The organism is Amycolatopsis sp. PSD-21, assembly GCF_055561455.1.
The window spans coordinates 5,025,001-5,048,216 of the sequence record NZ_CM145712.1 but is presented as its reverse complement, the minus strand read 5'-3'; the positions used below and the strand labels follow the sequence as shown (position 1 = coordinate 5,048,216).

At 69.3% G+C, this 23,216-nt stretch carries 21 protein-coding genes and 1 pseudogene; 13 read left to right on the top strand and 9 right to left on the bottom strand.

The features are described from left to right. The first annotated feature begins 25 nt into the window (after positions 1-25). The 3 genes from hpaB to katG all read left to right on the top strand — a co-directional run bounded on the left by hpaB (position 26) and on the right by katG (position 4,422). The gene (gene hpaB, locus ACZ1DY_RS23875) at positions 26-1,483 is read left to right on the top strand and encodes a 4-hydroxyphenylacetate 3-monooxygenase, oxygenase component (protein WP_465480893.1); all 1,458 of its coding nucleotides are present in this window, start codon (positions 26-28) and stop codon (positions 1,481-1,483) included. A gap of 240 nt (positions 1,484-1,723) precedes the next feature. Next, positions 1,724-2,155 (top strand): Fur family transcriptional regulator, encoded by a 432-nt coding sequence (locus ACZ1DY_RS23870; RefSeq protein ID WP_185927239.1) that lies wholly within the window; start codon positions 1,724-1,726, stop codon positions 2,153-2,155. A 32-nt stretch (positions 2,156-2,187) separates the two neighbouring features. Continuing rightward, a complete protein-coding gene (katG, locus tag ACZ1DY_RS23865) occupies positions 2,188-4,422 on the top strand; it encodes a catalase/peroxidase HPI (protein ID WP_465480892.1) in 2,235 nt (744 codons plus the stop codon). 51 nt (positions 4,423-4,473) lie between these two features. Here katG and ACZ1DY_RS23860 read toward each other — a convergent pair whose 3' ends face one another. From ACZ1DY_RS23860 to ACZ1DY_RS23845, 4 genes are read right to left on the bottom strand one after another with little or no spacing between them, the layout of a single operon-like run. After that, positions 4,474-4,962 carry a DUF4383 domain-containing protein gene (locus ACZ1DY_RS23860; RefSeq protein ID WP_465480891.1) on the bottom strand — a complete coding sequence of 163 codons (489 nt, stop codon included), beginning with the start codon at positions 4,960-4,962 and terminating at the stop codon, positions 4,474-4,476. 50 nt (positions 4,963-5,012) lie between these two features. Next, positions 5,013-5,468 (bottom strand): ester cyclase, encoded by a 456-nt coding sequence (locus tag ACZ1DY_RS23855; protein WP_034318989.1) that lies wholly within the window; start codon positions 5,466-5,468, stop codon positions 5,013-5,015. Beyond that, positions 5,465-6,361, bottom strand: coding sequence for a hypothetical protein (locus tag ACZ1DY_RS23850; protein ID WP_465480890.1), 897 nt, complete (start codon positions 6,359-6,361; stop codon positions 5,465-5,467). Before ACZ1DY_RS23850 ends, ACZ1DY_RS23855 begins: the two co-directional genes overlap by 4 nt. A gap of 12 nt (positions 6,362-6,373) precedes the next feature. Beyond that, entirely contained in the window at positions 6,374-7,384 is a 1,011-nt protein-coding gene (locus tag ACZ1DY_RS23845) for an SdiA-regulated/phytase-like domain-containing protein (protein WP_465480889.1), read from the bottom strand. 193 nt (positions 7,385-7,577) lie between these two features. Between ACZ1DY_RS23845 and ACZ1DY_RS23840 the strand changes: the two genes are divergently transcribed. The 5 genes from ACZ1DY_RS23840 to ACZ1DY_RS23820 all read left to right on the top strand — a co-directional run bounded on the left by ACZ1DY_RS23840 (position 7,578) and on the right by ACZ1DY_RS23820 (position 11,429). Next, positions 7,578-8,978 carry a fatty acid desaturase gene (locus ACZ1DY_RS23840; RefSeq protein ID WP_465480888.1) on the top strand — a complete coding sequence of 467 codons (1,401 nt, stop codon included), beginning with the start codon at positions 7,578-7,580 and terminating at the stop codon, positions 8,976-8,978. After that, positions 8,975-9,169: a ferredoxin gene (locus ACZ1DY_RS23835; RefSeq protein WP_126735032.1), complete on the top strand. Its 195-nt coding sequence runs from the start codon at positions 8,975-8,977 to the stop codon at positions 9,167-9,169. Before ACZ1DY_RS23840 ends, ACZ1DY_RS23835 begins: the two co-directional genes overlap by 4 nt. 2 nt (positions 9,170-9,171) lie before the next feature. Then, positions 9,172-10,380, top strand: a complete 1,209-nt coding sequence (locus ACZ1DY_RS23830; RefSeq protein WP_465480887.1) for an NAD(P)/FAD-dependent oxidoreductase — start codon at positions 9,172-9,174, stop codon at positions 10,378-10,380. 1 nt (position 10,381) lies between these two features. After that, the gene (locus tag ACZ1DY_RS23825) at positions 10,382-11,008 is read left to right on the top strand and encodes a TetR/AcrR family transcriptional regulator (RefSeq protein ID WP_126735034.1); all 627 of its coding nucleotides are present in this window, start codon (positions 10,382-10,384) and stop codon (positions 11,006-11,008) included. 118 nt (positions 11,009-11,126) lie between these two features. Then, positions 11,127-11,429 (top strand): DUF1905 domain-containing protein, encoded by a 303-nt coding sequence (locus ACZ1DY_RS23820; protein ID WP_219151582.1) that lies wholly within the window; start codon positions 11,127-11,129, stop codon positions 11,427-11,429. A gap of 3 nt (positions 11,430-11,432) precedes the next feature. On the opposite strand, the gene ACZ1DY_RS23815 is transcribed toward ACZ1DY_RS23820, so the two are convergent. Further along, a complete protein-coding gene (locus ACZ1DY_RS23815; RefSeq protein ID WP_257486349.1) occupies positions 11,433-12,413 on the bottom strand; it encodes an ArsR/SmtB family transcription factor in 981 nt (326 codons plus the stop codon). 66 nt (positions 12,414-12,479) lie between these two features. Between ACZ1DY_RS23815 and ACZ1DY_RS23810 the strand changes: the two genes are divergently transcribed. Continuing rightward, on the top strand, positions 12,480-13,670 hold the full coding sequence (locus ACZ1DY_RS23810) for an MFS transporter (protein ID WP_465480886.1): 1,191 nt from the start codon (positions 12,480-12,482) through the stop codon (positions 13,668-13,670). Here ACZ1DY_RS23810 and ACZ1DY_RS23805 read toward each other — a convergent pair. From ACZ1DY_RS23805 to ACZ1DY_RS23795, 3 genes and pseudogenes are all read right to left on the bottom strand, one after another. Next, complete coding sequence (locus ACZ1DY_RS23805) at positions 13,657-13,878, bottom strand: hypothetical protein (protein ID WP_465480885.1); 222 nt, start codon at positions 13,876-13,878, stop codon at positions 13,657-13,659. The genes ACZ1DY_RS23810 and ACZ1DY_RS23805 overlap by 14 nt on opposite strands. 9 nt (positions 13,879-13,887) lie before the next feature. After that, positions 13,888-14,956 (bottom strand): annotated as a pseudogene (locus ACZ1DY_RS23800) (NAD(P)/FAD-dependent oxidoreductase). Between the two features lie 47 nt (positions 14,957-15,003). Beyond that, positions 15,004-17,034, bottom strand: coding sequence for an MMPL family transporter (locus tag ACZ1DY_RS23795; RefSeq protein ID WP_465480884.1), 2,031 nt, complete (start codon positions 17,032-17,034; stop codon positions 15,004-15,006). A gap of 106 nt (positions 17,035-17,140) precedes the next feature. Between ACZ1DY_RS23795 and ACZ1DY_RS23790 the strand changes: the two genes are divergently transcribed. Continuing rightward, positions 17,141-17,614 (top strand): MarR family winged helix-turn-helix transcriptional regulator, encoded by a 474-nt coding sequence (locus ACZ1DY_RS23790; RefSeq protein ID WP_192742210.1) that lies wholly within the window; start codon positions 17,141-17,143, stop codon positions 17,612-17,614. A gap of 12 nt (positions 17,615-17,626) precedes the next feature. Next, complete coding sequence (locus ACZ1DY_RS23785; RefSeq protein WP_465480883.1) at positions 17,627-19,087, top strand: SDR family oxidoreductase; 1,461 nt, start codon at positions 17,627-17,629, stop codon at positions 19,085-19,087. Positions 19,088-19,135: 48 nt separating this feature from the next. On the opposite strand, the gene ACZ1DY_RS23780 is transcribed toward ACZ1DY_RS23785, so the two are convergent. After that, entirely contained in the window at positions 19,136-20,866 is a 1,731-nt protein-coding gene (locus ACZ1DY_RS23780) for a glycoside hydrolase family 6 protein (protein ID WP_465480882.1), read from the bottom strand. A gap of 235 nt (positions 20,867-21,101) precedes the next feature. Here ACZ1DY_RS23780 and ACZ1DY_RS23775 point away from each other — a divergent pair, with 235 nt between their 5' ends. Together ACZ1DY_RS23775 and ACZ1DY_RS23770 are read left to right on the top strand one after the other, a co-directional pair. Continuing rightward, positions 21,102-21,779: a response regulator transcription factor gene (locus tag ACZ1DY_RS23775; RefSeq protein ID WP_465480881.1), complete on the top strand. Its 678-nt coding sequence runs from the start codon at positions 21,102-21,104 to the stop codon at positions 21,777-21,779. Beyond that, entirely contained in the window at positions 21,772-23,166 is a 1,395-nt protein-coding gene (locus ACZ1DY_RS23770) for a sensor histidine kinase (protein WP_465480880.1), read from the top strand. Before ACZ1DY_RS23775 ends, ACZ1DY_RS23770 begins: the two co-directional genes overlap by 8 nt. Positions 23,167-23,216 lie beyond the last annotated feature (50 nt).

Here is a 23,216-nt window from a genome sequence, read left to right as displayed (position 1 = left end):
ACGTCCACCCGAGAAGGAGCACGACATGGGAGCCCGTACCGGACAGCAGTACCTCGACAAGCTCAACGCGATGACGCCGGAGCTGTACGTCGACGGCGAGAAGGTGACCTCGAAGGTCGCCGAGCACCCGGCGTTCCGCAACAACGCGCTGACCTACGCGAAGCTGTTCGACCTCCAGCACGATCCGGCGCACCGTGACGTCCTGACCTACGAATCGCCGACCACGGGGGAGCGGGTCGGCACGTCGTTCCTGGTGCCGCGCAGCGAGGAAGACCTCAAGCGCCGTCGCGCCGCCTTCTCCGTGTGGGCCCAATACTCCAACGGCTTCCTCGGCCGCACCGGCGACTACATGAACTCGTCGCTCACCGCACTCTCGACCGCGAAGAAGTTCTTCTCCCAGGCCGATCCCGTCTACGGCGAACGCATCCAGAAGTACTACGAGATGGCGCGCGAGAACGATCTCCTCGCGACGCACACCCTGATCCCGCCGCAGGTCAACCGTTCGGTGTCGGGCAGCCAGCAGGGCGGCGGCAACCTGTCGGCGAAGGTGGTCGAGGAACGGGAAGACGGCATCGTCGTCCGCGGCGCCCGGATGCTCGCCACCATCGCGCCGATCGCCGACGAACTCCTGGTCTTCCCGTCGACGGTCCTGCGCGGTACTCCTGAGGATGCGCCGTACTCGTACGCTTTCGCCGTCCCGAACGACGCGCCCGGCCTCAAGTACTTCTGCCGGGCCGGGCTCGACCACGGCCGATCGCATTTCGACGAGCCGCTCGCCTCCCGCTTCGAGGAGATGGACGCGGTCGTGGTGTTCGACGACGTCTTCGTCCCGAACGAGCGGGTCTTCCTCTTGGGGCACCCGGAACTGTGCAACGCCTGGTACTCCGAGACCGGCGCCGGCGCTCTCATGACCCACCAGGTCGTCACGCGCACGCTGGCCAAGACGGAGTTCTACCTCGGCCTCGCCAGTGAGATCGCCGCCGCGATCGGCATCGGCGGCTTCCAGCACATCCAGCAGGACCTGTCGGAGCTGATCTCCTACGTCGAGATCGAGAAGGCCGTGCTGCGCGCGGCCGAGGCCGACGGGAAACTCAGCGAGGACGGCGTCTTCCTGCCCAAGTGGGAAGTCCTCAACGCCGCCCGGAACTGGTACCCCACGAAGGTCTCGCCGCGGCTGACCGAGATCATCCGCAAGTTCTCCGCCTCCGGCCTCATGGCCCTGCCGGGTGAAGCGGACTTCGAGGCCGAAGGCCGTCCCGACATCGACACGTACCTCCAGTCGGCCACGCTGCCTGCCAAGGACCGCGCGCGGCTGTTCAAGCTGGCGTTCGACGCGTCGGTCTCGAGCTTCGCCGGACGGGAGTCGCTGTACGAGTACTTCTTCTTCGGCGACCCGGTGCGGATGGCGGGCGCCCAGGTGAACGCGTACCCGAGGGAGGTGCTGCAGGAACGGGTCCGGGACCTGCTGGCGCGCGACGAGTGACGGGATCTCCTCGTGTCCACTGGCTCCCGGCCGCTGTTGATCCTGCGCCAGGGGTCTGGAGGCGGCGTCGCGAAAGCCACTTTCGGGACACCAGACGTCTCGAAAGTGGCTTTCGCAACCCCGGTCAAGCCCAGTCCGCGCCACCGAGCCGTCCTAGTCACTCACGAGGCCGGCGTGGGCGGGGACACGCCCGGGACGCAAGAACTTGATTCATTCCAGAAAATGGGCCAGACTGCGGCCGTGCCCACGACCCCGGACTTCGAGCGGATGCTGCGCGGGGCCTCCCTGCGCGTGACGCGTCCCAGGGTGGCCGTGCTGACAGCGGTACGCGACCACCCGCACGCCGACACCGACTCGATCATCGGGGCCGTGCGCACGGAACTCGGCGAGGTCTCTCACCAGGCCATCTACGACGTGTTGCGGGCACTGACCGCCGCGGGTCTCGTACGGCGGATCCAGCCGTCGGGATCCGTGGCACGGTACGAGTCCCGGGTAGGGGACAACCACCACCACGTCGTGTGCCGGACCTGTGGTGCCATCGCCGACGTCGACTGCGCCGTCGGTCCCGCACCCTGTTTGACCGCGTCGAACGACCAAGGCTTCGTGATCGAAGAGGCCGAGGTCATCTACTGGGGCCTGTGTCCCGACTGTGCCATCGAACCCCGTTCCTGAGCCCTGCAGTTCTGATTCCCGGAAGGATTCCCGTGTCTGACAGCCCGGACGCCGTCATCGGCGAAATGAACGAAGAGAGCGCGGGCGGCTGCCCCGTCTCGTCGGGCCGCCGCAACCACCCCACCGAAGGCGCGGGCAACCGCGACTGGTGGCCGAACCAGCTCAACCTGAAGATCCTCCGGAAGCACTCGGCCGCGTCCGACCCGATGGACGCCGGATTCGACTACGCCGCCGAGTTCAAGACCCTCGACCTCACCGAGCTCGCGAAGGACGTCGACGCCGTCCTCACGACTTCGCAGGACTGGTGGCCCGCGGACTTCGGCCACTACGGCGGCTTCATGATCCGCATGGCGTGGCACAGCGCGGGCACCTACCGCATCGAGGACGGCCGCGGTGGCGCGGGCGCTGGCATGCAGCGGTTCGCCCCGCTCAACAGCTGGCCGGACAACGGCAACCTGGACAAGGCCCGCCGCCTGCTCTGGCCGGTCAAGAAGAAGTACGGCCGCAAGATCTCGTGGGCCGACCTGATGATCTTCACCGGCAACCGCGCCCTGGAGACCATGGGCTTCAAGACCTTCGGCTTCGCCGGTGGCCGCGCCGACGTCTGGGAGCCGGACGAGGACGTGTACTGGGGCCCCGAGCGCACGTGGCTCGGCGACGAGCGCTACACCGGCGACCGTGAGCTGGAGAACCCGCTGGCCGCCGTGCAGATGGGTCTCATCTACGTGAACCCGGAAGGCCCGAACGGGAACCCGGACCCGCTGGCCGCGGCCCGCGACATCCGCGAGACGTTCGGCCGGATGGCGATGAACGACGAGGAGACCGTCGCGCTGATCGCCGGCGGCCACAGCTTCGGCAAGACGCACGGCGCGGCCGACCCGGACAAGTACGTCGGCCCCGAGCCCGAAGGCGCCTCGATCGAGGAGCAGGGCCTGGGCTGGAAGAACACCTTCGGCAGCGGCAAGGGCCGCGACGCGATCACCAGTGGTCTCGAGGTCACCTGGACGCCGACCCCGACCCAGTGGAGCAACTGGTTCTTCCACAACCTCTTCGAGTACGAGTGGGAGCTGACCAAGAGCCCGGCGGGCGCCCACCAGTGGGTCCCGAAGGACGGCAAGGCGAAGAACACCGTGCCGGACCCCGAGGACGGCAAGCTCAACCGCGCGCCCGGCATGCTCACCACCGACCTGGCGCTGCGTTTCGACCCGGTCTACGAGCAGATCTCGCGCCGGTTCTACGAGAACCCGGACCAGTTCGCGGACGCCTTCGCCCGCGCCTGGTTCAAGCTGACCCACCGTGACATGGGCCCGATCCAGCGCTACCTCGGCCCGCTGGTGCCGCAGGAGACGCTGATCTGGCAGGACCCGGTGCCCGCCGTCGACCACGAGCTGATCGACGAGGCGGACATCGCCTCCCTGAAGGAGAAGCTGCTCGCTTCGGGCCTTTCGGTCTCGCAGCTGGTCTCCACCGCTTGGGCGTCGGCCTCGACCTTCCGCGGCAGCGACAAGCGCGGTGGCGCGAACGGTGCCCGCATCCGCCTCGAGCCGCAGCGCGACTGGGAGGTCAACGACCCGCAGACGCTGTCGCAGGTGCTGCGGACCCTGGAGGGTGTCCAGGAGGCGTTCAACAGCGCCCAGACCGGCGGCAAGAAGGTCTCGCTCGCCGACCTGATCGTGCTGGGCGGCGTCGCCGCCGTCGAGCAGGCCGCGAAGGAGGGCGGCTTCGAGGTCACCGTGCCGTTCACCCCGGGCCGCACCGACGCGACGGAGGAGCAGACCGACGCCGAGTCGTTCGCGCCGCTGGAGCCGACCGTCGACGGGTTCCGCAACTACCGCGGCAAGGGGCACCGTCTCCCGACAGAGTACCTGCTCATCGACCGCGCGAACCTGCTGAACCTGAGCGCGCCCGAGATGACCGTCCTCGTCGGCGGCCTGCGGGTCCTCGGCGCGAACGCCCAGCAGTCCAAGCACGGCGTGTTCACCGAGAAGCCGGGGTCGCTGACCAACGACTTCTTCGTGAACCTGCTCGACATGGGCGTCCGGTGGACCGCCACGTCGGAGGACGCGGAGACCTTCGAGGGCCGCGATTCCGCGACCGGCGAGGTGAAGTGGACCGGTACCCGCGCCGACCTCGTGTTCGGGTCCAACTCCGAGCTTCGCGCGGTGGCGGAGGTCTACGCCAGCGACGACGCGAAGGAGAAGTTCGTCCGTGACTTCGTCTCCGCGTGGGACAAGGTCATGAACCTCGACCGGTACGACCTGGTCTGAGATTGATCCGAACGTCCGGGCCCGTCGCTTCCGCGGCGGGCCCGGACGTTTTCATTGGTGCTGCAGGCCAGGTTCCGGGTAGTCGCCCGCCTTGCGTTCGAGCGCGGTGGTGAAGACACCCAGCGCGATCATGCCGACGCCGAGGCCGAGATGCAGCCAGTTGTCGGCGACGTTGAACGGCAGGAAGTTCCCCGGACTGCTCTGCGGGATCGCCAGGCCGATGATCCACAGAAGCAGATAGCTCCCGCCGCCGATCATCAGGAAGATCCGGGAAGCGGCGCGTTTGCGCGCGGCGAACACGCCCACCACGCCGAACAGCAGATGCACGAGGTTGTGCAGGATCGACACGGCGAAGACGCCGAACAACCGGGCTCCGGAATGGTGCCCGGCGAATTCGAGCCCGTCGTAGCCGGTGGTGATGCCCGGGATGAAGCCGAGGACGCCGACCACGAGGAAGACCGCGCCGACGACCAGCGCGGCCACTTGCGGAGGACGCCGTCCGGTGCGCTGTGCGCCGTCGGCTCGTTCTGCTTCTGCCATACCGGCCGGGTACCCCGGGTGCTCCGGGGTAATCCTCGGCCGGCGTCGGCTCAGACGTCGCCGGACGCCAGGAGGGTCAGCAGTTCGGCGTGCCCGGCCTGGGTGATCAGGCTGGCGGCGTCGAAGTAGATGCGCTCGTTGGTGATCCGGTCCTCGTCGAAGAAGAACACCGCGATGATCGGCACCCGGAACGCCTTGCCGGTGGGCGGGCGGCCGTAGAACTCGCCGAGGTTGGTGCCGAGCAGGTCGAATTCGACGATCACCGACTCGTCGGCGAAGTGATACCGGACGTTGTCGTGCCGCTGGTCCGGGAACGCCGTCCGGGTCATGCGGTAGTACGCCATGACCTCTTCGTCACCGTCGAAGATCTGCCCGGTGGCCATGATCTCGTAGTGCGGATGCCCGTTGAAGGTGCCCAGCGTGCGGTCGAACTCGTGGGCCACCTCGGTGTCCATGTGCTCTTCGATGATCTTGAGGCGGCGCTCGCGCAGGTCTTCGCTGATCACTGGTCCTCCGGGCCGGTCCTGGTCGCGATCCGGAGCCTACCGCCCGCGGCCTCGTCGTCGGTGCCGTAGAGCAGGCTGCCGCACGAGCGGGACAGACATGTCATGGCCTCGATCTTGTGGCCGGGGAAGTCGCCGATCTTCACCGGGACAGGGGAGAGGGCGATCGAACCGTCGGAACGGAGGACACCGGCCTCGTACACGGCCGAATCGAAGGGGCCTTCGTCGCCGGGATCCGAGGCGGCCGAGATCAGGACTCGGTCGTCCGCGGTGATCTCCACGTCCGAGGTGTGCCGGACGTGGGTGGCCGGGTACGTGACGCGGAACGGGATCGACTTCGGCTTCTTGAAGGACAGCTTCGAGACCGAGAACTCCGCCGAGTAGAGCGTGGCCGGGCGGGCGTCCTGGCCGCGGTCCGCCCAGACCGCGAACAACCGGTCATTCACCTTTTTCAGTGCGAAGCCCTCGTAATTGTCCTCCGGGTCGCCCTTCGGCACCTGGAAGGTGCCGAGTACTTTCAGGCGCCTGTCCTTCAAGGCGAAGTGAAAGCCTTTGCCGTCGCTGGCCAGCGCGAGGAATTCGCCGTTCTTCCCCGGTACGGGTTCGGCCGCTTCGAGATCGACCGGGAGCTCGCCGGGCCAGTCGATGGTGTCCACCTTGGACACCTTGCCGTGGTCGAGACGAACCCGGACGGCGCGATTCTCGCCGGGTTTCTTGTTGTCCCGGAGGACAAGTGCGTCGATCCGGTCGTCGTCCCGGTCGAGGACGGCGATACCGCTGGCGCCGGACGTCATGCCGGTGCCGATGGATTCCCAGCCGTCGTCCGCCAGTGCGGCGGACGGCAGGAACAGGGGAATGGTCAAGGCCGGGAGAATCGCGAGGGAGGCGAATTTCATGTCGCGCCCCGTTCAGCCGCAGGACAGGGTGCCGGCGCGCAGCGCGTGGCCGCCCTCGTTGCCGTCGTCGGCCCAGACGACCTGCTTGCTCCCGGAGGCGCACGTGGCCGAAATCGCGAACCCTTCGTTGTTGTAGTCCGGCATCCCGGCCGGACGGTCGTAGGTGGCCGTGACGGCGAACTTGCCCTGCGCGTCGACGGCCAGCGTCGTCGAGTCACCGCCACAGGTGTCGTCGCAGACCGCCCACAGCTTGCCGGTCGAAGTCTCGTACTCGAGTTCCATGATCGAGCCGAGCCCGCTCGCGAAACTCGCGACGCGGGTGTACTTCCCGCCCGCCTGGTCGAGCGCGTAGGCGTAGATCATCCCGTTGCTTTCGAGGCCGACGAGGTAGAGGCCGGTGCCGTGGCCGGGATAGGTGCTCGGGTTGTACGGCGCCTTCGTGCGCTGATCCACGAATCCCTTGGCGGTGAGGGCGCTGTCCGGGACCCACGAGACGGCTTCGAGGCCGTCGTTGGCCGAAACCTTCGGCAGGTCCGCCGTCAGGTTCCATTCGGCCTTGGCACTGAGCGTCTTGGCCGAACCGGACACGTCGTACCGCAGCACCTTGAGGGCGCTCGTCTTGCTGTTGTCGCCGTCGCGTTCGGTGGCCGCGACCACGCCGTCCGGGGTGGCGACGACGGCTTCGGCGTCGGGGTCGCCCTTGCCGTCGCGGTAGCGCAGCGCCTTGCCCGACGACCAGCCGTTGGCGGTGTCCGGCCGCCACTTGGCGCCGTCGCGCACGAGGCGGTACAGCGTCCCGGGACCGTTCTTGACCGCCCACAGGACGTCGGGACTGCCGAACGACAGGCCGCTCATGTTGCCGCCGAGGACGTTCGAACCGTCGGCGTTCGCGACGGCTGAAGCGCCAGGCCAGGGGCTGTTCGCCAAAGTGCTCGCGGCGGCGGGCATGGCGGGCAGGACCAGCAGGGCGGCGGCTACGGCGGCCACGGCAGCGGGCCGGATCCGGCGGGTTGATCGGGGCATTCGCGCTCCTTCGGGGGCGGACGAAGTGGGTCGCGGCGTGTCTTCACAAGTTAAGTAAGTTTCCTTACGAATACAAGATATCGCCAGGTTCCCACGAAACGAAGCAACGCCGGATTTACAAATGGCGTCCACTTGTCAAACCTGGTGTACATCACCTACAGTTTTGTAAACCCAGCCAATGGAGGAGGGTGCGATGAGCGAGATGACGGGCACGATCCCGGCGGGCTCGACCGAACGGTGGACGGACCGCAAGCGGTACCTCTGGCTGATCGGATTGGTGGTCCCCTCGCTCGCCTTCCTGGCCATCGGGCTGCACGCGGCCACCGGCTGGGGCGTGTGGTTCTGGATCGGGCCGATCGTGATCCTGGTGATCGTGCCGCTGATCGACCTGCTCGCCGGGCTGGACCGCAGTAATCCGCCCGACGACGTGATCGAACGGCTGGAGAAGGATCGCTACTACCGGTGGATCACCTTCGCCTTCCTGCCCATCCAGTACGCGGGTTTCGTGCTCGCGTTCTGGCTGATCGCTCGCGGCGACCTGTCCGTCGCGGACAAGATCGGGCTGGCGATCTCGATCGGCTGCATCGGCGGTATCGGCATCAACACCGCGCACGAACTGGGGCACAAGAAGGAGAGCCACGAACGCTGGCTGTCGAAGATCGCGCTGGCACAGAGCTTCTACGGCCACTTCTACATCGAGCACAATCGCGGCCACCACGTCCGGGTGGCGACCCCGGAGGATCCGGCCAGCAGCCGGGTGGGGGAGAGCTTCTACCGGTTCTGGCCGCGCACGGTGTTCGGCTCGCTGAAATCCGCGTGGGGCCTGGAGCGCAAGCGGTACGCCCGGCGCGACCGGCATCCGTTCCGCATCGGCAACGACGTGCTCAACGCCTGGCTGATGTCGGCGGTGCTGTGGGCGGCGATGACCGTGTGGCTGGGGCCGGGGATCCTGCCGTATCTGGTGATCCAGGCCGTGATCGGCTTCTCGCTGCTGGAGGTCGTGAACTACATGGAGCACTACGGGATGCGGCGGCAGAAGGTCGGTCCGCCGAACCGGCGCCGCTACGAACGGGTGGATCCCAGCCACAGCTGGAACTCCAACAACATCGCCACCAACGTGCTGCTCTACCACCTGCAACGGCACAGCGATCACCACGCCAACCCGACCCGCCGCTACCAGACGCTGCGTGATTTCGCGGAATCGCCGGTGCTGCCGACGGGCTACGCCGGGATGATCGTGCTGGCGCTGTTCCCGCCGGTGTGGCGGCGCGTGATGGACCCGCGCGTCCTCGCGCACTTCGACGGCGACATGTCCCGCGCCAACATCCAGCCCTCGAAACGGGCCAAGATCCTGGCGCGCTACGGAACACGCGTCACCGCGCCCTCCCGGGTCGTCGCCGACACGCACGGCGACGCGACCGAAGGCGGGATGTGCCCGGGCTGCGGCTACGTCTACGACGAGAAACTCGGCGACCCGCGTGAGGGTTTCCCCGCCGGAACGCCGTGGTCGGCGATCCCGGACTCGTGGTGCTGCCCGGACTGCGGGGTGCGGGAAAAGGTCGATTTCGTGGCACCGGGAAGGGTCGGAGCATGATGAGGATCGAGGCGGACCGCGCGAAATGCGACGGGCTGGGCATGTGCGAGGCGATGGCGCCTGACTTCTTCGAGGTGGGCGACGACGGGACGGTCGTCGTGCTCGACGAGCGGCCCGGTGAGGAACACCGCCAGGACCTGTCCGCCGCCGTCGACGCCTGCCCGGTCCTCGCCCTGAAGCTGCGGGACTGACCGTGGCACTGGTCGTCGTGGGAGCGTCGCTGGCCGGACTGCGCGCGGTCGAGGCCGCGCGCCGGGACGGGTACCGGGGGCGGATCGTGCTGATCGGCGCGGAGGACCACCCGCCCTACGACCGGCTCCCGCTGTCGAAGTCCTTCCTGGCCACGGAAGGCCCAGGGCGGGTCGACCCCTTCCACACCGGAGCCGTACTGCGCGACGAGTTCGGCGTCGAGCTGATGCTCGGCGCGCCGGCGGACGGGCTCGACCCGGCCGCTCGTGAGGTGTCGGTCGCCGGGAGGACGGTTCCCTACGACGCGCTGGTGATCGCGACCGGCGCCACCGCGCGGCGACTCCCCGGAAGCGACGGGATCGCGGGGGTCCACACGCTGCGGACCGCCGAGGACGCGCTCGCCGTCCGTGCCGCCCTCGACGACGGCGCGCGCACGGTCGTGATCGGGGCGGGTTTCATCGGCTCGGAGGTCGCCGCCACGGCCCGGAAACGCGGGCTGGCGACGACGATCGTGGAGGCGCTCGACGTCCCGCTGACCAGGTCCGTCGGGGCCGAGGCCGGCGCGGTGTGCGCTTCGCTGCATCGCGAAGCGGGCACCGAACTGCGGTTGTCCACGACGGTCACCGGCCTGGAATCCGACGGCGGTGCGGTGACCGGTGTCCGGCTATCGACCGGCGAGGTGCTGCCCGCGGACCTGGTGGTCGCCGGTATCGGCGTCGTCCCGGCCACCGGCTGGCTGGCGGGGAGCGGGGTCCCGCTGCACGAGCGCGACGGTGGCGTGGTGTGCGACGCGACGCTCTGGACAGGAATCCCCGGCGTGTATGCCGCCGGGGACGTCGCGCACGCCCCGAACCCGTTGTTCGACGGCGAGCTGATGCGGCTGGAACACTGGACGAACGCCGCGGAGCAGGGTGCCGCGGCCGCTCGGCACGCGCTCGCCCCGGAGTCGGCCCGCGAGCTGGCGCCGGTGCCGTACTTCTGGTCGGACTGGTACGACCACCGGATCCAATTCGTCGGCACCCCGCGGGCGGACGAGGTGGTGGCCGCCGTCCCGGAGGCCGGCGGCTTCACGGCGCTGTACCGGCGCGGGGACCGGGTCGTCGGGGCGCTGACGATCGACCGGCCGCGCGAGATCATGAAGTACCGCCGCCATATCGCGGGGCGGACGCCGTGGCCGGACGCGCTGGCGTTCGCGGCGGGAACGGCCGCCTAGAATGACGATCATGAGTGAGGCACCGGTCGCGGGAGGTCCGTACCGTCAACCGATCGTCTCGGCGGCGATCGAGTTGACCGTGCGTTCCGGCTGGTCCTCGGTGACGATGAGCAAACTCGCGGAGATCGTCGGCGTCAGCCGTCAGACCGTCTACAACGAACTCGGTTCGAAGAGCCGGCTGGCCGAAGCGATGATCTCTCACGAACTCGCCCGGTTCCTCTCCGTGGTCCGGGACGCGTTCGAGCGGCACCCCGAAGACCTCGTCGAGGCCATTCACGACGCCGTCCGCGGCGTCCTCGAACTCGCCGACGACAACCTCCTGCTGCGCGCCATCGTCTCGGCGACGCACGGTGCCGACACCGAATTGCTGCCGCTGCTGACGTCGCGGGCCGGGAGCCTGCTGAGCGAAGCGACGGTCATGCTGCGCGGTCGTGTCCGCGCCTACGGCCCGCCGCTGGACGCTTCGCAGCTGGATGTGGCGATCGACGTCGTGGTGCGGACCGTGCTGAGCCACATCATGCAGCCGTCGGACACCCCGGCGCGCACGGCCGACGCGCTGGCGTGGATGGCTTCGCGAGTGCTCGGCGCGACGACGGCTCGGTCACTGCGGCATCCTTCGCAGGATTAGGGCGCTGCCGCTTTCCGCTGGGCCCGTGCCGCCCGATGCCCAGCGTCCAAATCCCTCCGTCCTTGCCCGCATGCGACACGACGCGGAAACTGTCGGACCCGTGTGCGAGGCTCCACCGATGATCGTCGTGTTCGATGCCGAGCTCTGGGTCTGGGACGCCCGCCGCGGGGAGACCTGGACCTTCGTCAGCCTGCCCCAGGACGTCTCCGAGGAGATCCGCGAGATCACCGACGGCCCGCGCCGGGGGTTCGGCGCGGTCCGGGTCCAGGCCGGTATCGGTGGCAGCGAATGGAAGACGTCGATCTTCCCGGACGCCAAACGAGGCGCGTACGTGCTGCCGGTGAAGAAAGCCGTTCGTAAAGCCGAGGGGATCGAGGAGGGTGATGTGGCGGAGGTGACCGTCGAGCTGATCGACCTCTGACCGTCAGAGCAGGCGTTCGCCGAGCGGTGTCGTGAGATAGAGAACGCTGCGGCCGGAGCGTTCCCGTGCGACCAGGCCACTGTCCCGCAGGACCTTGAGGTGCTGGGAAACGGCGCTCGGCGTCACGCCGAGAGCGCGGGCCAGATCGGTCGTGGTCGCGGGGGAGGACAGCGCCGAGAGGAGGTCCGCCCGCGTCCGCCCCAGCAGCCGGACCGTGGCGGACCGGGGCGGCCGGGTTCCGGCGGTCCACAGGGCGCCGGTTCCCCTCGCCGGATAGCGGATCGTGGTCTGGGTCGAGGTGTTCCCCTTGACCAGGACATACGGCGACCCGAGGACGACCGGCATCAGCACGAGACCGCCCGGCCCGCGCGCGACGACACGATGCTGATCGCGCCACCGCTCGCCGGCCAGGATCACCCGGTCGTTGTGCCAGCGCAGATCCGGATGCAGGTCCGCGAACAACCGCTCGGCACCGCCCGCGGTCAGCGCACGGGCGTGGTAACCGACGTCGGCGTCGAGTACCGCTCGGATCCGCGGCCAATGCGGCGCGACAAGGCGGTCGTGGGCGGCGCGCAGTTCTTCGGCGACCTCTCGCAGCACGGACGCGGGGTCGTCGGCGAGGGCCGCGACGGCACCCGGAAGGTTCGCACCGAAGACCCGGCCGAGGCTTGCCCTCACCCGGTCTGCCGGGGTTCGCCGCAGCGCGTCGAGGTCGTTGTCGAGGGAATCCCCCGAGTCTCGCGGGGCGGGGGCGAGGAACTCCGGCCAGACGAGCCTGCCGGTCACGAGCAACGGCCAGGTCCGCGAAAGGTCGAGTGGCTCGCGATCGAGTTCTTCGCGCGCCCACCGAAGCCAGGGCAGGTTGACCGCGTTGCGGTCGATCCCGGCGAGCTGCTGCACACCGGCCACGGTCTCGGACAGCGGCGAGATCGCGAACCGGGTCGCGGCCAGTTCGGCGACACCGACTTCGATGGTCATCGGCATCGCCCGAGTATGTAGGCAGGAGCTAAATGGTGTCTCCGGAACACCGGACCCGGCCACGATCCGATCATGCGCAACCTGCCCCGCGCCTACCGACGACTGTGGTGGGCCACCGGAATCGACAGTCTCGGGAACGGCGTCTTCACGGCGGCACTGCCGTTGCTGGCGGTGACGGTGAGCCGCGACGCGCGGGATGTCGCCCTGGTCTCCGCCGCGACGTACCTGCCGTGGCTTCTGCTGTCCCTCACCGCCGGTTCCGTCGTCGACAGGGTCGACCGGACCACCCTCATGTGGCGAACGCAGACGCTCCAAGCCCTGATCGTCGGCGTGCTCACCGCGCTCGTCGCGGCCGAGGCCGTCACCGTGCCGGTGCTCGTCGTACTCGCGTTCGCGCTGGGGTCTTGCGACGTCTTCTACGACAACGCGGCGCAGACGGCGCTCCCGGACCTCGTCCCGGAAAACCTGCTGCACCAGGCGAACGGCGGCCAGCAGGTGGCGCTGGTCGTCGGCAGGCAGTTCGTGGGGCCGCCCCTGGGGAGCCTGCTCTTCGCGCTCGCTTGGACGGTCCCGTTCGCCGTCGACGCGGTGTCCTTCGTCCTCGCCGCCTTGCTTCTGGCAGGGCTGCCCAAGCGACGCCCCGCGCCCTCGGAACGAGTGAAGGTCCTCGACGGACTTCGCTGGCTGAGCAAACACCGCGTGCTCCGCACTCTTGCTCTGCTCCTGGGCGTCAACACGTTCTGCGGTCAGTTCGGGAACGCGACTCTCGTCCTGTTCGTGACCGACGTGCTGCATCTAGGCGCGGGAGTGTTCGGTCTGCTGCTCGCCGGTGCGGCGTTCGGCGGCATCGTGGGCGGACTGGTGGTCGCGCGCCTGGCCGCCCGGCTCGGCGACCTCCGAGCGCTCCTTGTCTCGCTCGCCGTGAACGCCGCCATCTTCGTCGGAATGGGGTTCAGCCCGAACGTCGTCGTGCTCGGCGGGCTCCTGGCGGTGAGCGGTTTCGTGACGACGATCTGGAACGTCGTCACGGTCAGCGTCCGGCAGCGAGACGTCCCCGCGTCGCTGCTCGGCCGCGTCAACAGCGTCTACCGGCTGCTCGGCTGGGGGCTGATGCCGCTCGGTGCGTTGACCGGGGGACTGCTCGCACACAGGTTCGGGCTTCGCATCCCGTATCCGGTCGCGGGTGTCGCGCGGGGCCTCGCGCTCTTGGCCGCGCTCCCCGTGCTGATCCCGGCGATGCGGGACCGGCCTACTCGTCGGTGAGTTCGGCCAGTTGCTCCGCGGCGTCCCGGTTGCCGCTTTCCGCCAGTCGACGCAGTTCGTCCAGCGCGCCGAGTTCGGTCGCCGTTTCGATCAGCTGGTCCGCCGCGTCGCTGCTGCCGGCGTCGGCCAGCCGCCGCAGTTCGTCCAGGTCGCCGCGTTCCCCGGCGTCCTGGATCCGCTCGTCGATGGCGTCCTGATCAGCGCTCATGGCACCAGGTTACGGGCATGGTGCACGCCGAAGCCGAAGGCCACGCAGGCGGGCTTTTTTGGGCATGTTCCAGCCGAGGACACCGGTCACCACGCCGTTCCGCCGATATTCGGCGACGAACCGGCGTTCGGGCACCGAGCCCTCCACAATGGACACTTCGGCATCCGCGAACAGGGTGCCGTGGACGTAGATCTTGGTGTCGAAACTGGTCGGTCCAGAAGTAGGGGACCGGGGTGTAGGGCCGGTCGTCGCCGAGGATGACGGCGGCGACGTGCCCCGCCTGCTCGGTCGCGTTGGTCCGGTTCTCCAGGCGCAAGGCCACATCGAGGGTTTCGTGCTGCCAGCGGGCCACGTCGCCGACGGCGTGGACACCCTGCGCCGCACGGCACCGGGAGTCGCAGACGACGCCGTTCGCCAGCGCGAGCCCGCTGCCTTCGAGCCATTCCGTCGCCGGTGCCGCGCCGAACGCCACCACGACGACGTCCGCGGGGAGCACCTCGCCGGTCTCCAGGCGTACCCCGGTGACGCGCCCGTCGCGCGAGTCCAGTCCGGTGACCGCCGCGCCGAGCCGCAGGCCGACACCGTGTGAGGCGTGCAGTTCCGCCAGGAGATCCGAGACGAGCGGGCCGAACTGGGAAGCCAGCGGTGCCGGTTGCGGACCGGTCAGCGTGACCGGGACACCCATCCCGGCGGCGCTCGCGGCGATCTCGGTGCCGAGGACGCCGTCGCCGACGACGACCGCCCGCGAGCAGGACAGCAGGTTCGCCCGCAAGGCCAGCGCGTCGTCGAGGGTGCGGAGAACGTGAACGCCGCGGAGTTCGCTCTGGCCGGGAAAAGTGCGCGGTCGCAGCCCGGTGGCGAGCACGATTTCGTCGGCGGTCAGCGCGCGCCCCGAGGTGGTGTGGACGGTCCGCTCGCGGACGTCGAGCGCGACAGCCGCGTCGCCGAGCAGGAACTCGACGTCCAATGTGGACAAGCCTTCGGCGGGGCGGAGCTGGGTTCTGCCCGGTTCCCACTGTCCGGAAAGGACCTGTTTGGACAGTGGGGGCCGGTCGAAGGGCGGTTTCCGGCTGATCATGGGACTCGGTTCGGCGACCGCGCTCCTCGCGCTGGCGATCGCCGTGTTCATTCCCGGCCGGACTTCGCCAGTTTCGACGGCCACCAGATCTTCCGTCCGACGTCCACCGCCAGAGCCGGTACCAGCAGCGAGCGCACCAGGAGCGTATCGAGAAGGACGCCGAACGCGACGATGAACGCCAGCTGGGCCAGGAAGAGGATCGGCAGGACGGCCAGCGCGGCGAAGGTCGCGGCGAGCACGACTCCCGCGGACGTGATCACGCCGCCGGTGACGCGGAGGCCGCGCAGCGTCCCGTCCCGCGTGCCGATCCTGCCCGCCTCCTCGCGGACCCTGGTCATCAGGAAGATGTTGTAGTCGATCCCCAGTGCGACAAGGAAGACGAAGCCGAACAGCGGGACGACCGGATCGGCGCCCGGGAAGTCGAAGACGTGGTTGAACACCAGCGCCGAGACGCCCATCGTCGCGGCGAAGGACAGCACCACCGTGCCGATCAGCAGCAGCGGCGCGAGCAGTGACCGCAGCAGGAGGGCGAGGACGAGGAAGATCACGACCAGGACGATCGGGATGATGAGCAACCGGTCGTGCTCGGAGGTCTCCCTCGTGTCGAGCAGCGTGGCGGTGGGGCCGCCGACCTTGGTGCCGTCGACGGTGTGCACCGCTTCGCGGATCCGCTGAACGGTCGCGACGGCCGCGTCGGAGTCCGGGGGATCCGCCAGAACGGCGTCGATCTTCGCGAGCCCGCCCGCTTCGCCGGTTTGGCGGACGTCCGAAACGCCGGGGACACGGGCCAGCGCGGTGACCGCCGGGGCCTGGTCGGCGGGGGTGATGATCACCGTGGGCGAACCGGAGCCGCCGGGGAAGTAGCGCGAGAGGACCTCCTGCCCCGCGACGGAATCGACGGGCGTGAGGAAGACGTCGGACTGCGCGGTGCCGGAGGCCTTGAGCTGGGGGAGGAACGCGCCGCCCGCGAGCAGGACGACCGTGGTGACGATCCAGATCGTGCGCGGTGCGCGGGCGACCCAGCCCGACACGCGGCTCCAGAGTCCACCGTTCTCCTCGCGAGGCGGAGACACCACGGGGCGGAAAGGCCAGAAAGCGTTGCGGCCGCACAAGGCCAGGACCGCGGGAAGGAACGTGATGGTCGTGAGGAAGGCGGCGCCGATGCCGATGGCGGCGACCGGGCCGAGTCCCTTGTTCGAGTTCAGATCGCTGAACAGCAGGCAGAGCACGCCGAGGACCACGGTTCCGGCCGACGCCGCGATCGGCTCGATGGTCGAGCGCCATGCTGTGCGGAGCGCGGAGCGAGCGTCGTCGGTCGCCCGGAGTTCTTCGCGGTACCGCGAGACCATCAGGAGCGCGTAGTCGGTGGCGGCGCCGAAGACGAGGATGAACAGGATGCCCTGGCTTTGCCCGTTCAGCGCCAGCACGTCGTGATCCGCGAGCAGGTACACCGCGAGACTCGCCGTTCCCAGCGCGAACACCGCCGACAGCAGCACGAGCAGGGGGAGCAGCGGGCTCCGGTAGACGACGACCAGGATGACCGCGACCACCGCGCCCGCGACCAGGAGCAGCAGGCCGTCGATCCCGCCGAACGCCTCCTTCAGGTCGGCGACCTGTGCGGCCGGACCGGTCACGAGCACTTTCAACCCGTCCGGGGTGTCACGGGCGAGCGCTTCCCGCAGCGCCTCGACGCCGTCCCCGGGGTCACCCGTGGCGGCGAGGGGCACGACGACCTGCGCCCCCGCGTTGCTCTGCGGGGCCGGGAAGAGCCGGGCGTTCGACGTCCGGTCGGCGAGGAATCGCTTGTCGCCCTCGGTCAGGCCGGAGGGCCGTTCGGCGACGACGATCGCCGGGATGACGGCGGCGCTGGAGAACTGCTTCTGGAGTTCGCCCACCGCGGTCGCCTCGGCGGACGCCGGCAGGAAGCTGCTGCTGTCGTTCTCGGTGACCTGGCTCAGCTTGCCCGCGTACGGGCCGCTGAATCCGCCGAAGATCAGCCACGCGACCGCGATCAGGGCAGGGAGCAGCCATCGCAGACGTGACCGCGTGCGGGCGGGGCGTTCGACTTCCGAGATCATGGACGGATGGCTCCCGTGGCAGTGCTACTTCGACGAGTGAATAGTTCGACCATCGAAATAGTAGAGTGGTGGCCCGGACGGGGCAGCGTGAGGGGAGGTTTCGGACATGCCTGAGGACACGGAGCCCGTCACGGACGACCTGCTCGTTCTCCTCCTGCGGCAGCTGACGGTCGAGTCGGACCGGTTCGCGGAGATGTTCGGCGAGGCACACGGCCTGCACCGGACCGACCTCAATGCGCTCGCCGTGATCATGGACGCCGCCCGGATGGGGGACCCGATGAGCCCGAGCAGGCTCGCGAGCGCCCTGCACCTGAGCGCGTCGGCGACGACGGCGGTGCTGGACCGGTTGGAGCGGGCCGGGCACCTGTTCCGGGACCGGAGCGCGACCGACCGGCGCAAGGTCGAACTGCGGATGCACGAGAAGGCGAGGGAGATCGGCTCCGAGTTCTTCCAGCCGCTCGGACGGCGCTACGCCGAAGCGTGGCGGGACATGGGAGAGGACGAGCGGCGGACGGTCGCCCGGTTCCTCCGGAGCAGTATCGCCGCGACCGTCGAAGTGCGCGGTCGCCTGGCACCGTGAACACTCGGGGACATGCGATGTGTGGTGCTGGGAGCGACGGGTTATGTCGGCGGACGGCTGGTACCGCAACTGCTGGACGCGGGTCACGAGGTGCGCGTGGTGGCGCGCTCGCCGGAGAAGGTCGCCGAGGAGCCATGGCGTGACAGTGTCGAGGTCGAACGCGGCGACGTCACCGATCCGGCCTCCATCGAGACGGCACTGAGCGACTGCGAGGTCGTCTACTACCTCGTGCATTCGCTGGCGCGCAAGGACTTCGTCGAAGTCGACCGGGAAGGGGCGCGCACGGTCGCCGAGGCGGCCAAGGCGGCGGGCGCGCGGCGGCTGGTGTACCTGGGCGGCATCGTGCCGGACGACGAGGAGTTGTCGCCGCACCTGGCGTCGCGCGCCGAAGTGGGCCGGGTCCTGCTGGATTCCGGAGTGCCCGCCGTCGTCCTGCAGGCCGCGGTGATCATCGGTTCCGGTTCGGCGAGCTTCGAGATGCTGCGTTACCTGACCGAGCGGCTCCCGGCGATGGTGACCCCGCGCTGGGTGCGCAACCGCATCCAGCCGATCGCGATCCGGGACGTGCTGCACTATCTCGTGCACGCGGCCGATCTCCCGGCCGAGGTGAACGGCGCCTTCGACATCGGCGGGCCGGACGTGCTGACCTATCTGGACATGATGCGCCGGTACGCCGTCGTCGCCGGTCTGCCGAGGCGAGCCGTCGTACCGGTGCCGGTGCTCACTCCGTGGCTGTCCGCGCAATGGGTCAACCTGGTCACTCCCGTGCCGAAGTCGATCGCCGTACCGCTGATCGAATCGCTGGTGCACGAGGTGGTCTGTCACGATCATTCGATCGCCGAGCACATCCCCGACCCCGAGGACGGGCTGACGCACTACGAGCACGCCGTCGAACTGGCGCTGACCCGGATCCGCAACGCCGACGTGCCGACCCGCTGGTCGGACGCGTCGAGCGCCGCGGCGCCTTCGGACCCGCTGCCGAGTGATCCGGAGTGGGCGGGCGGGACGGTGTACGAGGACGATCGGGCGCAGCGGACGGACGCCTCCCCGGAGGCGCTGTGGGACGTCATCGAGTCGATCGGCGGGGAACACGGGTGGTACTCGTTCCCGCTGGCCTGGTCGGTCCGCGGCTGGGCCGACCGGCTCGTCGGCGGCGTCGGGTTGCGGCGCGGGCGGCGGGATCCGCGACGGCTGCACCTCGGCGAGGCACTGGACTGGTGGCGCGTCGAATACCTCGACCGGCCGCGCCTGCTGCGGCTGCGGGCGGAGATGAAGCTGCCGGGCCGCGCCTGGCTCGAACTCGGCGTCGAGTCCGATGAGGACGGTCGGACCGTGTACCGGCAGAGGGCGGTGTTCGAGCCGCACGGGCTGGCGGGGCACGCGTACTGGAAGGGGATCGCGCCGTTCCACGGTGTCGTCTTCGGTGGCATGGTCCGCAACATAACCGGTGCGGCGCAAGGAGAAGCCTCGTGAGTGGCAGGGACGGTTAGAACCGTCCCTGCCACTCACGAGACCCACGGCCTACAGAGCCGGGTAGGCGTTCCTCAGCAACTCCTGGAACTGGGCGGAGAACCAGTGCCCGGAGAGCGGCGCGTCGGGCAGCGCGCCGGACAGGTTGTACTGGTTCCGCGGGTTGCCGGTGTACGTCGGGTCGCACATCCGGTCGAAACCCTTGCCCTCGGTGTTCGGGATCTCCTTGCTGGCACCGTCGGATTCACCCGGCGGCTTGATCCAGACGTAGGCGTCGATCCCGGGTTCCGGCGCGGCCTTGGGGCGCTCGCCGAGTCCCGCGCCCACCTGGTTGCACCAGTTCCCGAGGTGGATGCGGCGATCCGTCTTGCTCCCGTTCACGTAGGCGTCGACCGTGGTGGACGGCCCGGGTCCGGTCGGCCGTGCGGCGCCGCCCCAGCCGTTGCGGGAGGTGTCGATGAGCATGCCGACGTCCGCCGGGAAGCCCGCCCGGATCGCCTCCTGCCGGAACGCCTGCGCGTAGGACAGTTCGTCGACGTAGCGGTTCCAGTCCACCCACTTCGACGTCCGCACCGAAGTGCCGCCGACACTGTCGTTCACGGTGAAGTACGGCTCCTTGAGCGCCCCGTAGTTCGCGGTGTTCGCGATGAAGCCGTGCACATTGGCGAGTGTGCTGCCGGAACTCTTCGCGGCCTGCGCGAACAGCGCGGCGGACGGGCCGAGGTTGTCGTCCCAGCCGAGCCAGCCGTGGTGCCCGGCGTCGATGTAGTTGTACACGTTGGGGATCGCGCCGAACTTCGCCAGCGCGTAGCCGACGCCGGCGACGTAGTTCCCGTTGGCCTTCATGACGTCGCATTGGGGCGTGGCCGTCGGCCGCGGTGTCACGTTGGTGACGAGGTTCGGCAGGGAGTCGATCTCGATCACGGTCACCACCCGCAAAGCCGCGTACTTCGGATCGGCGAGGATCGTGGCGATCGGGTCGATGTACTCGGCCTGGTAGCGCGGGAGTTCGTCCGCCTTGAGTTCGCCGTTCGACGCGAGCGCGGAGCAGTCACGGCCGGGCAGGTTGTAGATCACCAGCTGGACGACCAGCGGTTTCCCGGCGGCCTGCTGGAGCGCCTCGTCGAGATGGCCGCGCAGCCCGCGGCTCGTGGCCGTGCCCTCGATGGCGGCGATCCGGTCGAGCCAGACGCCGGTCGGCTGGTTCGCGATCCGGGCGCCACCCGGTTCGGCCGCGGCCTTCGCCGACCAGTCAGGGTTCACGTACACCCCGGCGCCGGCGTAGGGGTTGTCCGCCTTGGGGCCGCCGGGACCGGGGGTCGTCGTGGTCGTGGTCGGGGTGGTGGTGGTCGTGGGGACGGTGGAACCGGTGCAGGTGGTGCCGTTCAGGGTGAAGACGGCGGGTTTGGCGTTGGTGCCGGAGTAGGTGCCGTTGAAGCCGGGGGAGACGGTGGCGCCGGTGCCGAGCGAGCCGTTCCACCCCGCGTCCCGGACGGTGACCCGTGCGCCCTGCTGACCGAAGTTGCCGTTCCAGCCCTGCTGCACCTGCTGGTTTCCGGGGAAATCCCAGCTCAGCGTCCAGCCGCCGCTGATCGGGTCGCCGAGGTTGGTGACGGTGACGGTGGCCCCGAAACCGGTGTCCCATTGGTTGGTGATCGTGTAGTCGACCTTGCAGCCCGGCGCCGCTTCGGCGTTCGAGCCCAGCACCACCGGCACCGCCACCATCGCGAGTACCGCGCAGACGGCCGATGGTGCCGAAACACCCTTTCTGCGGAATCTCATACGTCGCCTCCTTGCGACCGGAATCCGATTTGTGGGAGCGCTCCCATCGAGGACCGTAAAGGGGCGGCCGGGCCGTGACAAGGCCGAGCGGTCCGAAATGTGGGATCGCTCCCGGAATACGACCAAAGGACTGAGCCGGCCGGTGGCGGACTCGTCCTGACGGCGGCGAAGCCTTCACCCGGACAGCGGGCGGGCGGTGACCGAATGTGGCCGGGCCGTATGGGATCGTGAGCGGATGAGGATCTTGCTCGTGGAGGACGAGCGACGGCTGGCCGAGTCGCTGCGCGCGGGGCTGAGCGCCGAGGGCTATGCCGTGGACGTCGCGCACAACGGCCGCGACGCGCTCTGGTACGCCGCCGAACATCCGTATTCCGCGATGATCCTCGACATCATGCTGCCGGGGCTGAACGGCTACCGCGTTTGCCGGAGGCTGCGCGAACGGGGCGACACCACGCCGATCCTCATGCTGACCGCGAAGGACGGCGAGGACGACGAGATCGAGGCGCTGGACACCGGCGCCGACGACTTCCTCCCGAAGCCGTTCTCCTACGGCGTCCTGCTCTCCCGGCTCCGGGCGCTGATCCGGCGCGGGGGAGCGACCCGCCCGGGCACGCTGCGGCTCGGCGACCTCGAACTCGACCAGGCGAGCCGTGTCTGCCGTCGCGGTACGGCCGAGATCCCGTTGACCACCAAGGAATTCGCCCTGCTGGCGTATCTGATGCAACGGCAGGGCGAGGTGGTCACCAAGGCCGAGCTGCTGGAGAACCTCTGGGATTTCGCCGCGTCGGCGACCGCGAATCTCGTCGAGGTCCACGTGAGCGCGCTGCGGCGCAAGATCGATCTGCCGTTCGGGGTGGAGACGATCCGCACGGTGCGCGGCGCCGGCTATCACGTGGTGGGCTCCGGTGCGTGAGTTCCTGCGGACGACCCGCTTCCGGGTCGCGCTGACCTCGTTCGTGACGTCGCTCGTCGCGCTCGGCGTCGTTTCGGCCTGGCTCGTGCTCGACGCCGAGAACCGGCTGGGGGCGGGTGCCGCGCAGGTGGCGAGGGCGCGCGCGGCGGCGATCGTGCAGCTGCTGAACACCGGCGCCGCGCCGGCCGATCTGCTCCTGCTCGTCCGGGATTCGGCCTACGAGGTGGTCGACCAGTCCGGCAGGCGCGTCGTCGGATGCCCGGGTCTGCGGCACGGTCTGCTGGTCCAGGCGGACGACTACCAGCGCGGTGATTCCGTGTCGGTTCTCGAGGCGGGCGCGGTCGACGAGTCGATGGCGGGCTCGGTCGGCTGCCGGGGAGTGCTCGGACGTGACGTCGAGACCACCGAGACTCGCGTGCACGTCGCGGCCGAGACGAGCGGCGACAGCAAGTACCGGATCTACGGCGCTGCCGTGGTCGACGAGTCCGGGCAGGCGGCGCTCGACGCGGTACGCGTGACGCTGCTGGTGGGTGTCCCGGTGATCGCGTTGCTGATCGGGGCGGTCGCGTGGCTCGCCGTACGCCGTTCGCTGCGGCCGGTTGAGGCGATCCGCTCGGAGGTCGCGGAGATCGGCGCGCACGACCTCTCCCGCCGGGTCCCGGCGCCGGACAGCGCCGACGAGATCGCGAAGCTCGCCGAAACGATGAACACGATGCTCGCCCGCCTGGACACGGCGGTCACCCGGCAGAGCCGCTTCACCTCGGACGCGTCGCACGAACTGCGCACTCCACTGGCCTCCTTGCGGACTCAGCTGGAGGTGTTGCTCGCGCATCCGGACCGGCTGGACTGGCGTGACGCCTGCCGCAACGCGCTCCTCGACGTCACCCGGCTGCAGGACCTCGTCGGGGATCTCGTACTGCTCGGCAAGCTGGACAACGCGGAACCGGAACGGACCACCCCGGTGCGACTGTCCGAAGTGGTCGAATCCTGCCTCTCCGGCCGGCGGGGTGTCCGGGCCGGGATCGACGGGGATCCGATGGTCCTCGGCGACCGCGGCAGGCTGGAGCGGTTGCTGCGCAACCTGGTGGACAACGCGCAACGCCATACCCGCACCGGTGTCGAAGTGCGGGTGTCCACTGTGGACGAGTTCGCCGTGGTCGAGGTGACCGACGACGGGCCGGGCATTCCCGCCGCGGATCGTGAGCGGGTGTTCGATCGCTTCGTGCGTCTCGACGACGGACGTGCGCGTGACGACGGTGGCGCGGGTCTGGGGCTGGCGATCGTCGCCGAGATCGCCCATGCGCACGGCGGCACCGTCGAGGTCGCCGATCACGACGGCGGTGCCCGGCTCGTCGTTCGCCTGCCGTTGGCGAAAGCGCGAAGCTGAAGACGTCTTCAGCTTCCTTAAGCTTCGGTTCAGCGTCCGCACACGAACCT

Excerpts from the sequence above, each read along its gene's own strand:
- ACZ1DY_RS23775 (WP_465480881.1), top strand. The coding sequence starts at position 21,102 with ATGAGGATCTTGCTCGTGGAGGACGAGCGACGGCTGGCCGAGTCGCTG.
- ACZ1DY_RS23835 (WP_126735032.1), top strand. The coding sequence starts at position 8,975 with ATGATGAGGATCGAGGCGGACCGCGCGAAATGCGACGGGCTGGGCATG.
- ACZ1DY_RS23850 (WP_465480890.1), bottom strand. The coding sequence starts at position 6,361 with ATGAAATTCGCCTCCCTCGCGATTCTCCCGGCCTTGACCATTCCCCTG.
- ACZ1DY_RS23785 (WP_465480883.1), top strand. The coding sequence starts at position 17,627 with ATGCGATGTGTGGTGCTGGGAGCGACGGGTTATGTCGGCGGACGGCTG.
- ACZ1DY_RS23860 (WP_465480891.1), bottom strand. The coding sequence starts at position 4,962 with ATGGCAGAAGCAGAACGAGCCGACGGCGCACAGCGCACCGGACGGCGT.
- ACZ1DY_RS23810 (WP_465480886.1), top strand. The coding sequence starts at position 12,480 with ATGCGCAACCTGCCCCGCGCCTACCGACGACTGTGGTGGGCCACCGGA.
- ACZ1DY_RS23815 (WP_257486349.1), bottom strand. The coding sequence starts at position 12,413 with ATGCCGATGACCATCGAAGTCGGTGTCGCCGAACTGGCCGCGACCCGG.
- ACZ1DY_RS23795 (WP_465480884.1), bottom strand. The coding sequence starts at position 17,034 with ATGATCTCGGAAGTCGAACGCCCCGCCCGCACGCGGTCACGTCTGCGA.
- ACZ1DY_RS23820 (WP_219151582.1), top strand. The coding sequence starts at position 11,127 with ATGATCGTCGTGTTCGATGCCGAGCTCTGGGTCTGGGACGCCCGCCGC.
- hpaB (WP_465480893.1), top strand. The coding sequence starts at position 26 with ATGGGAGCCCGTACCGGACAGCAGTACCTCGACAAGCTCAACGCGATG.
- ACZ1DY_RS23825 (WP_126735034.1), top strand. The coding sequence starts at position 10,382 with ATGACGATCATGAGTGAGGCACCGGTCGCGGGAGGTCCGTACCGTCAA.
- ACZ1DY_RS23790 (WP_192742210.1), top strand. The coding sequence starts at position 17,141 with ATGCCTGAGGACACGGAGCCCGTCACGGACGACCTGCTCGTTCTCCTC.
- ACZ1DY_RS23845 (WP_465480889.1), bottom strand. The coding sequence starts at position 7,384 with ATGCCCCGATCAACCCGCCGGATCCGGCCCGCTGCCGTGGCCGCCGTA.
- ACZ1DY_RS23805 (WP_465480885.1), bottom strand. The coding sequence starts at position 13,878 with ATGAGCGCTGATCAGGACGCCATCGACGAGCGGATCCAGGACGCCGGG.
- ACZ1DY_RS23780 (WP_465480882.1), bottom strand. The coding sequence starts at position 20,866 with ATGAGATTCCGCAGAAAGGGTGTTTCGGCACCATCGGCCGTCTGCGCG.
- ACZ1DY_RS23840 (WP_465480888.1), top strand. The coding sequence starts at position 7,578 with ATGAGCGAGATGACGGGCACGATCCCGGCGGGCTCGACCGAACGGTGG.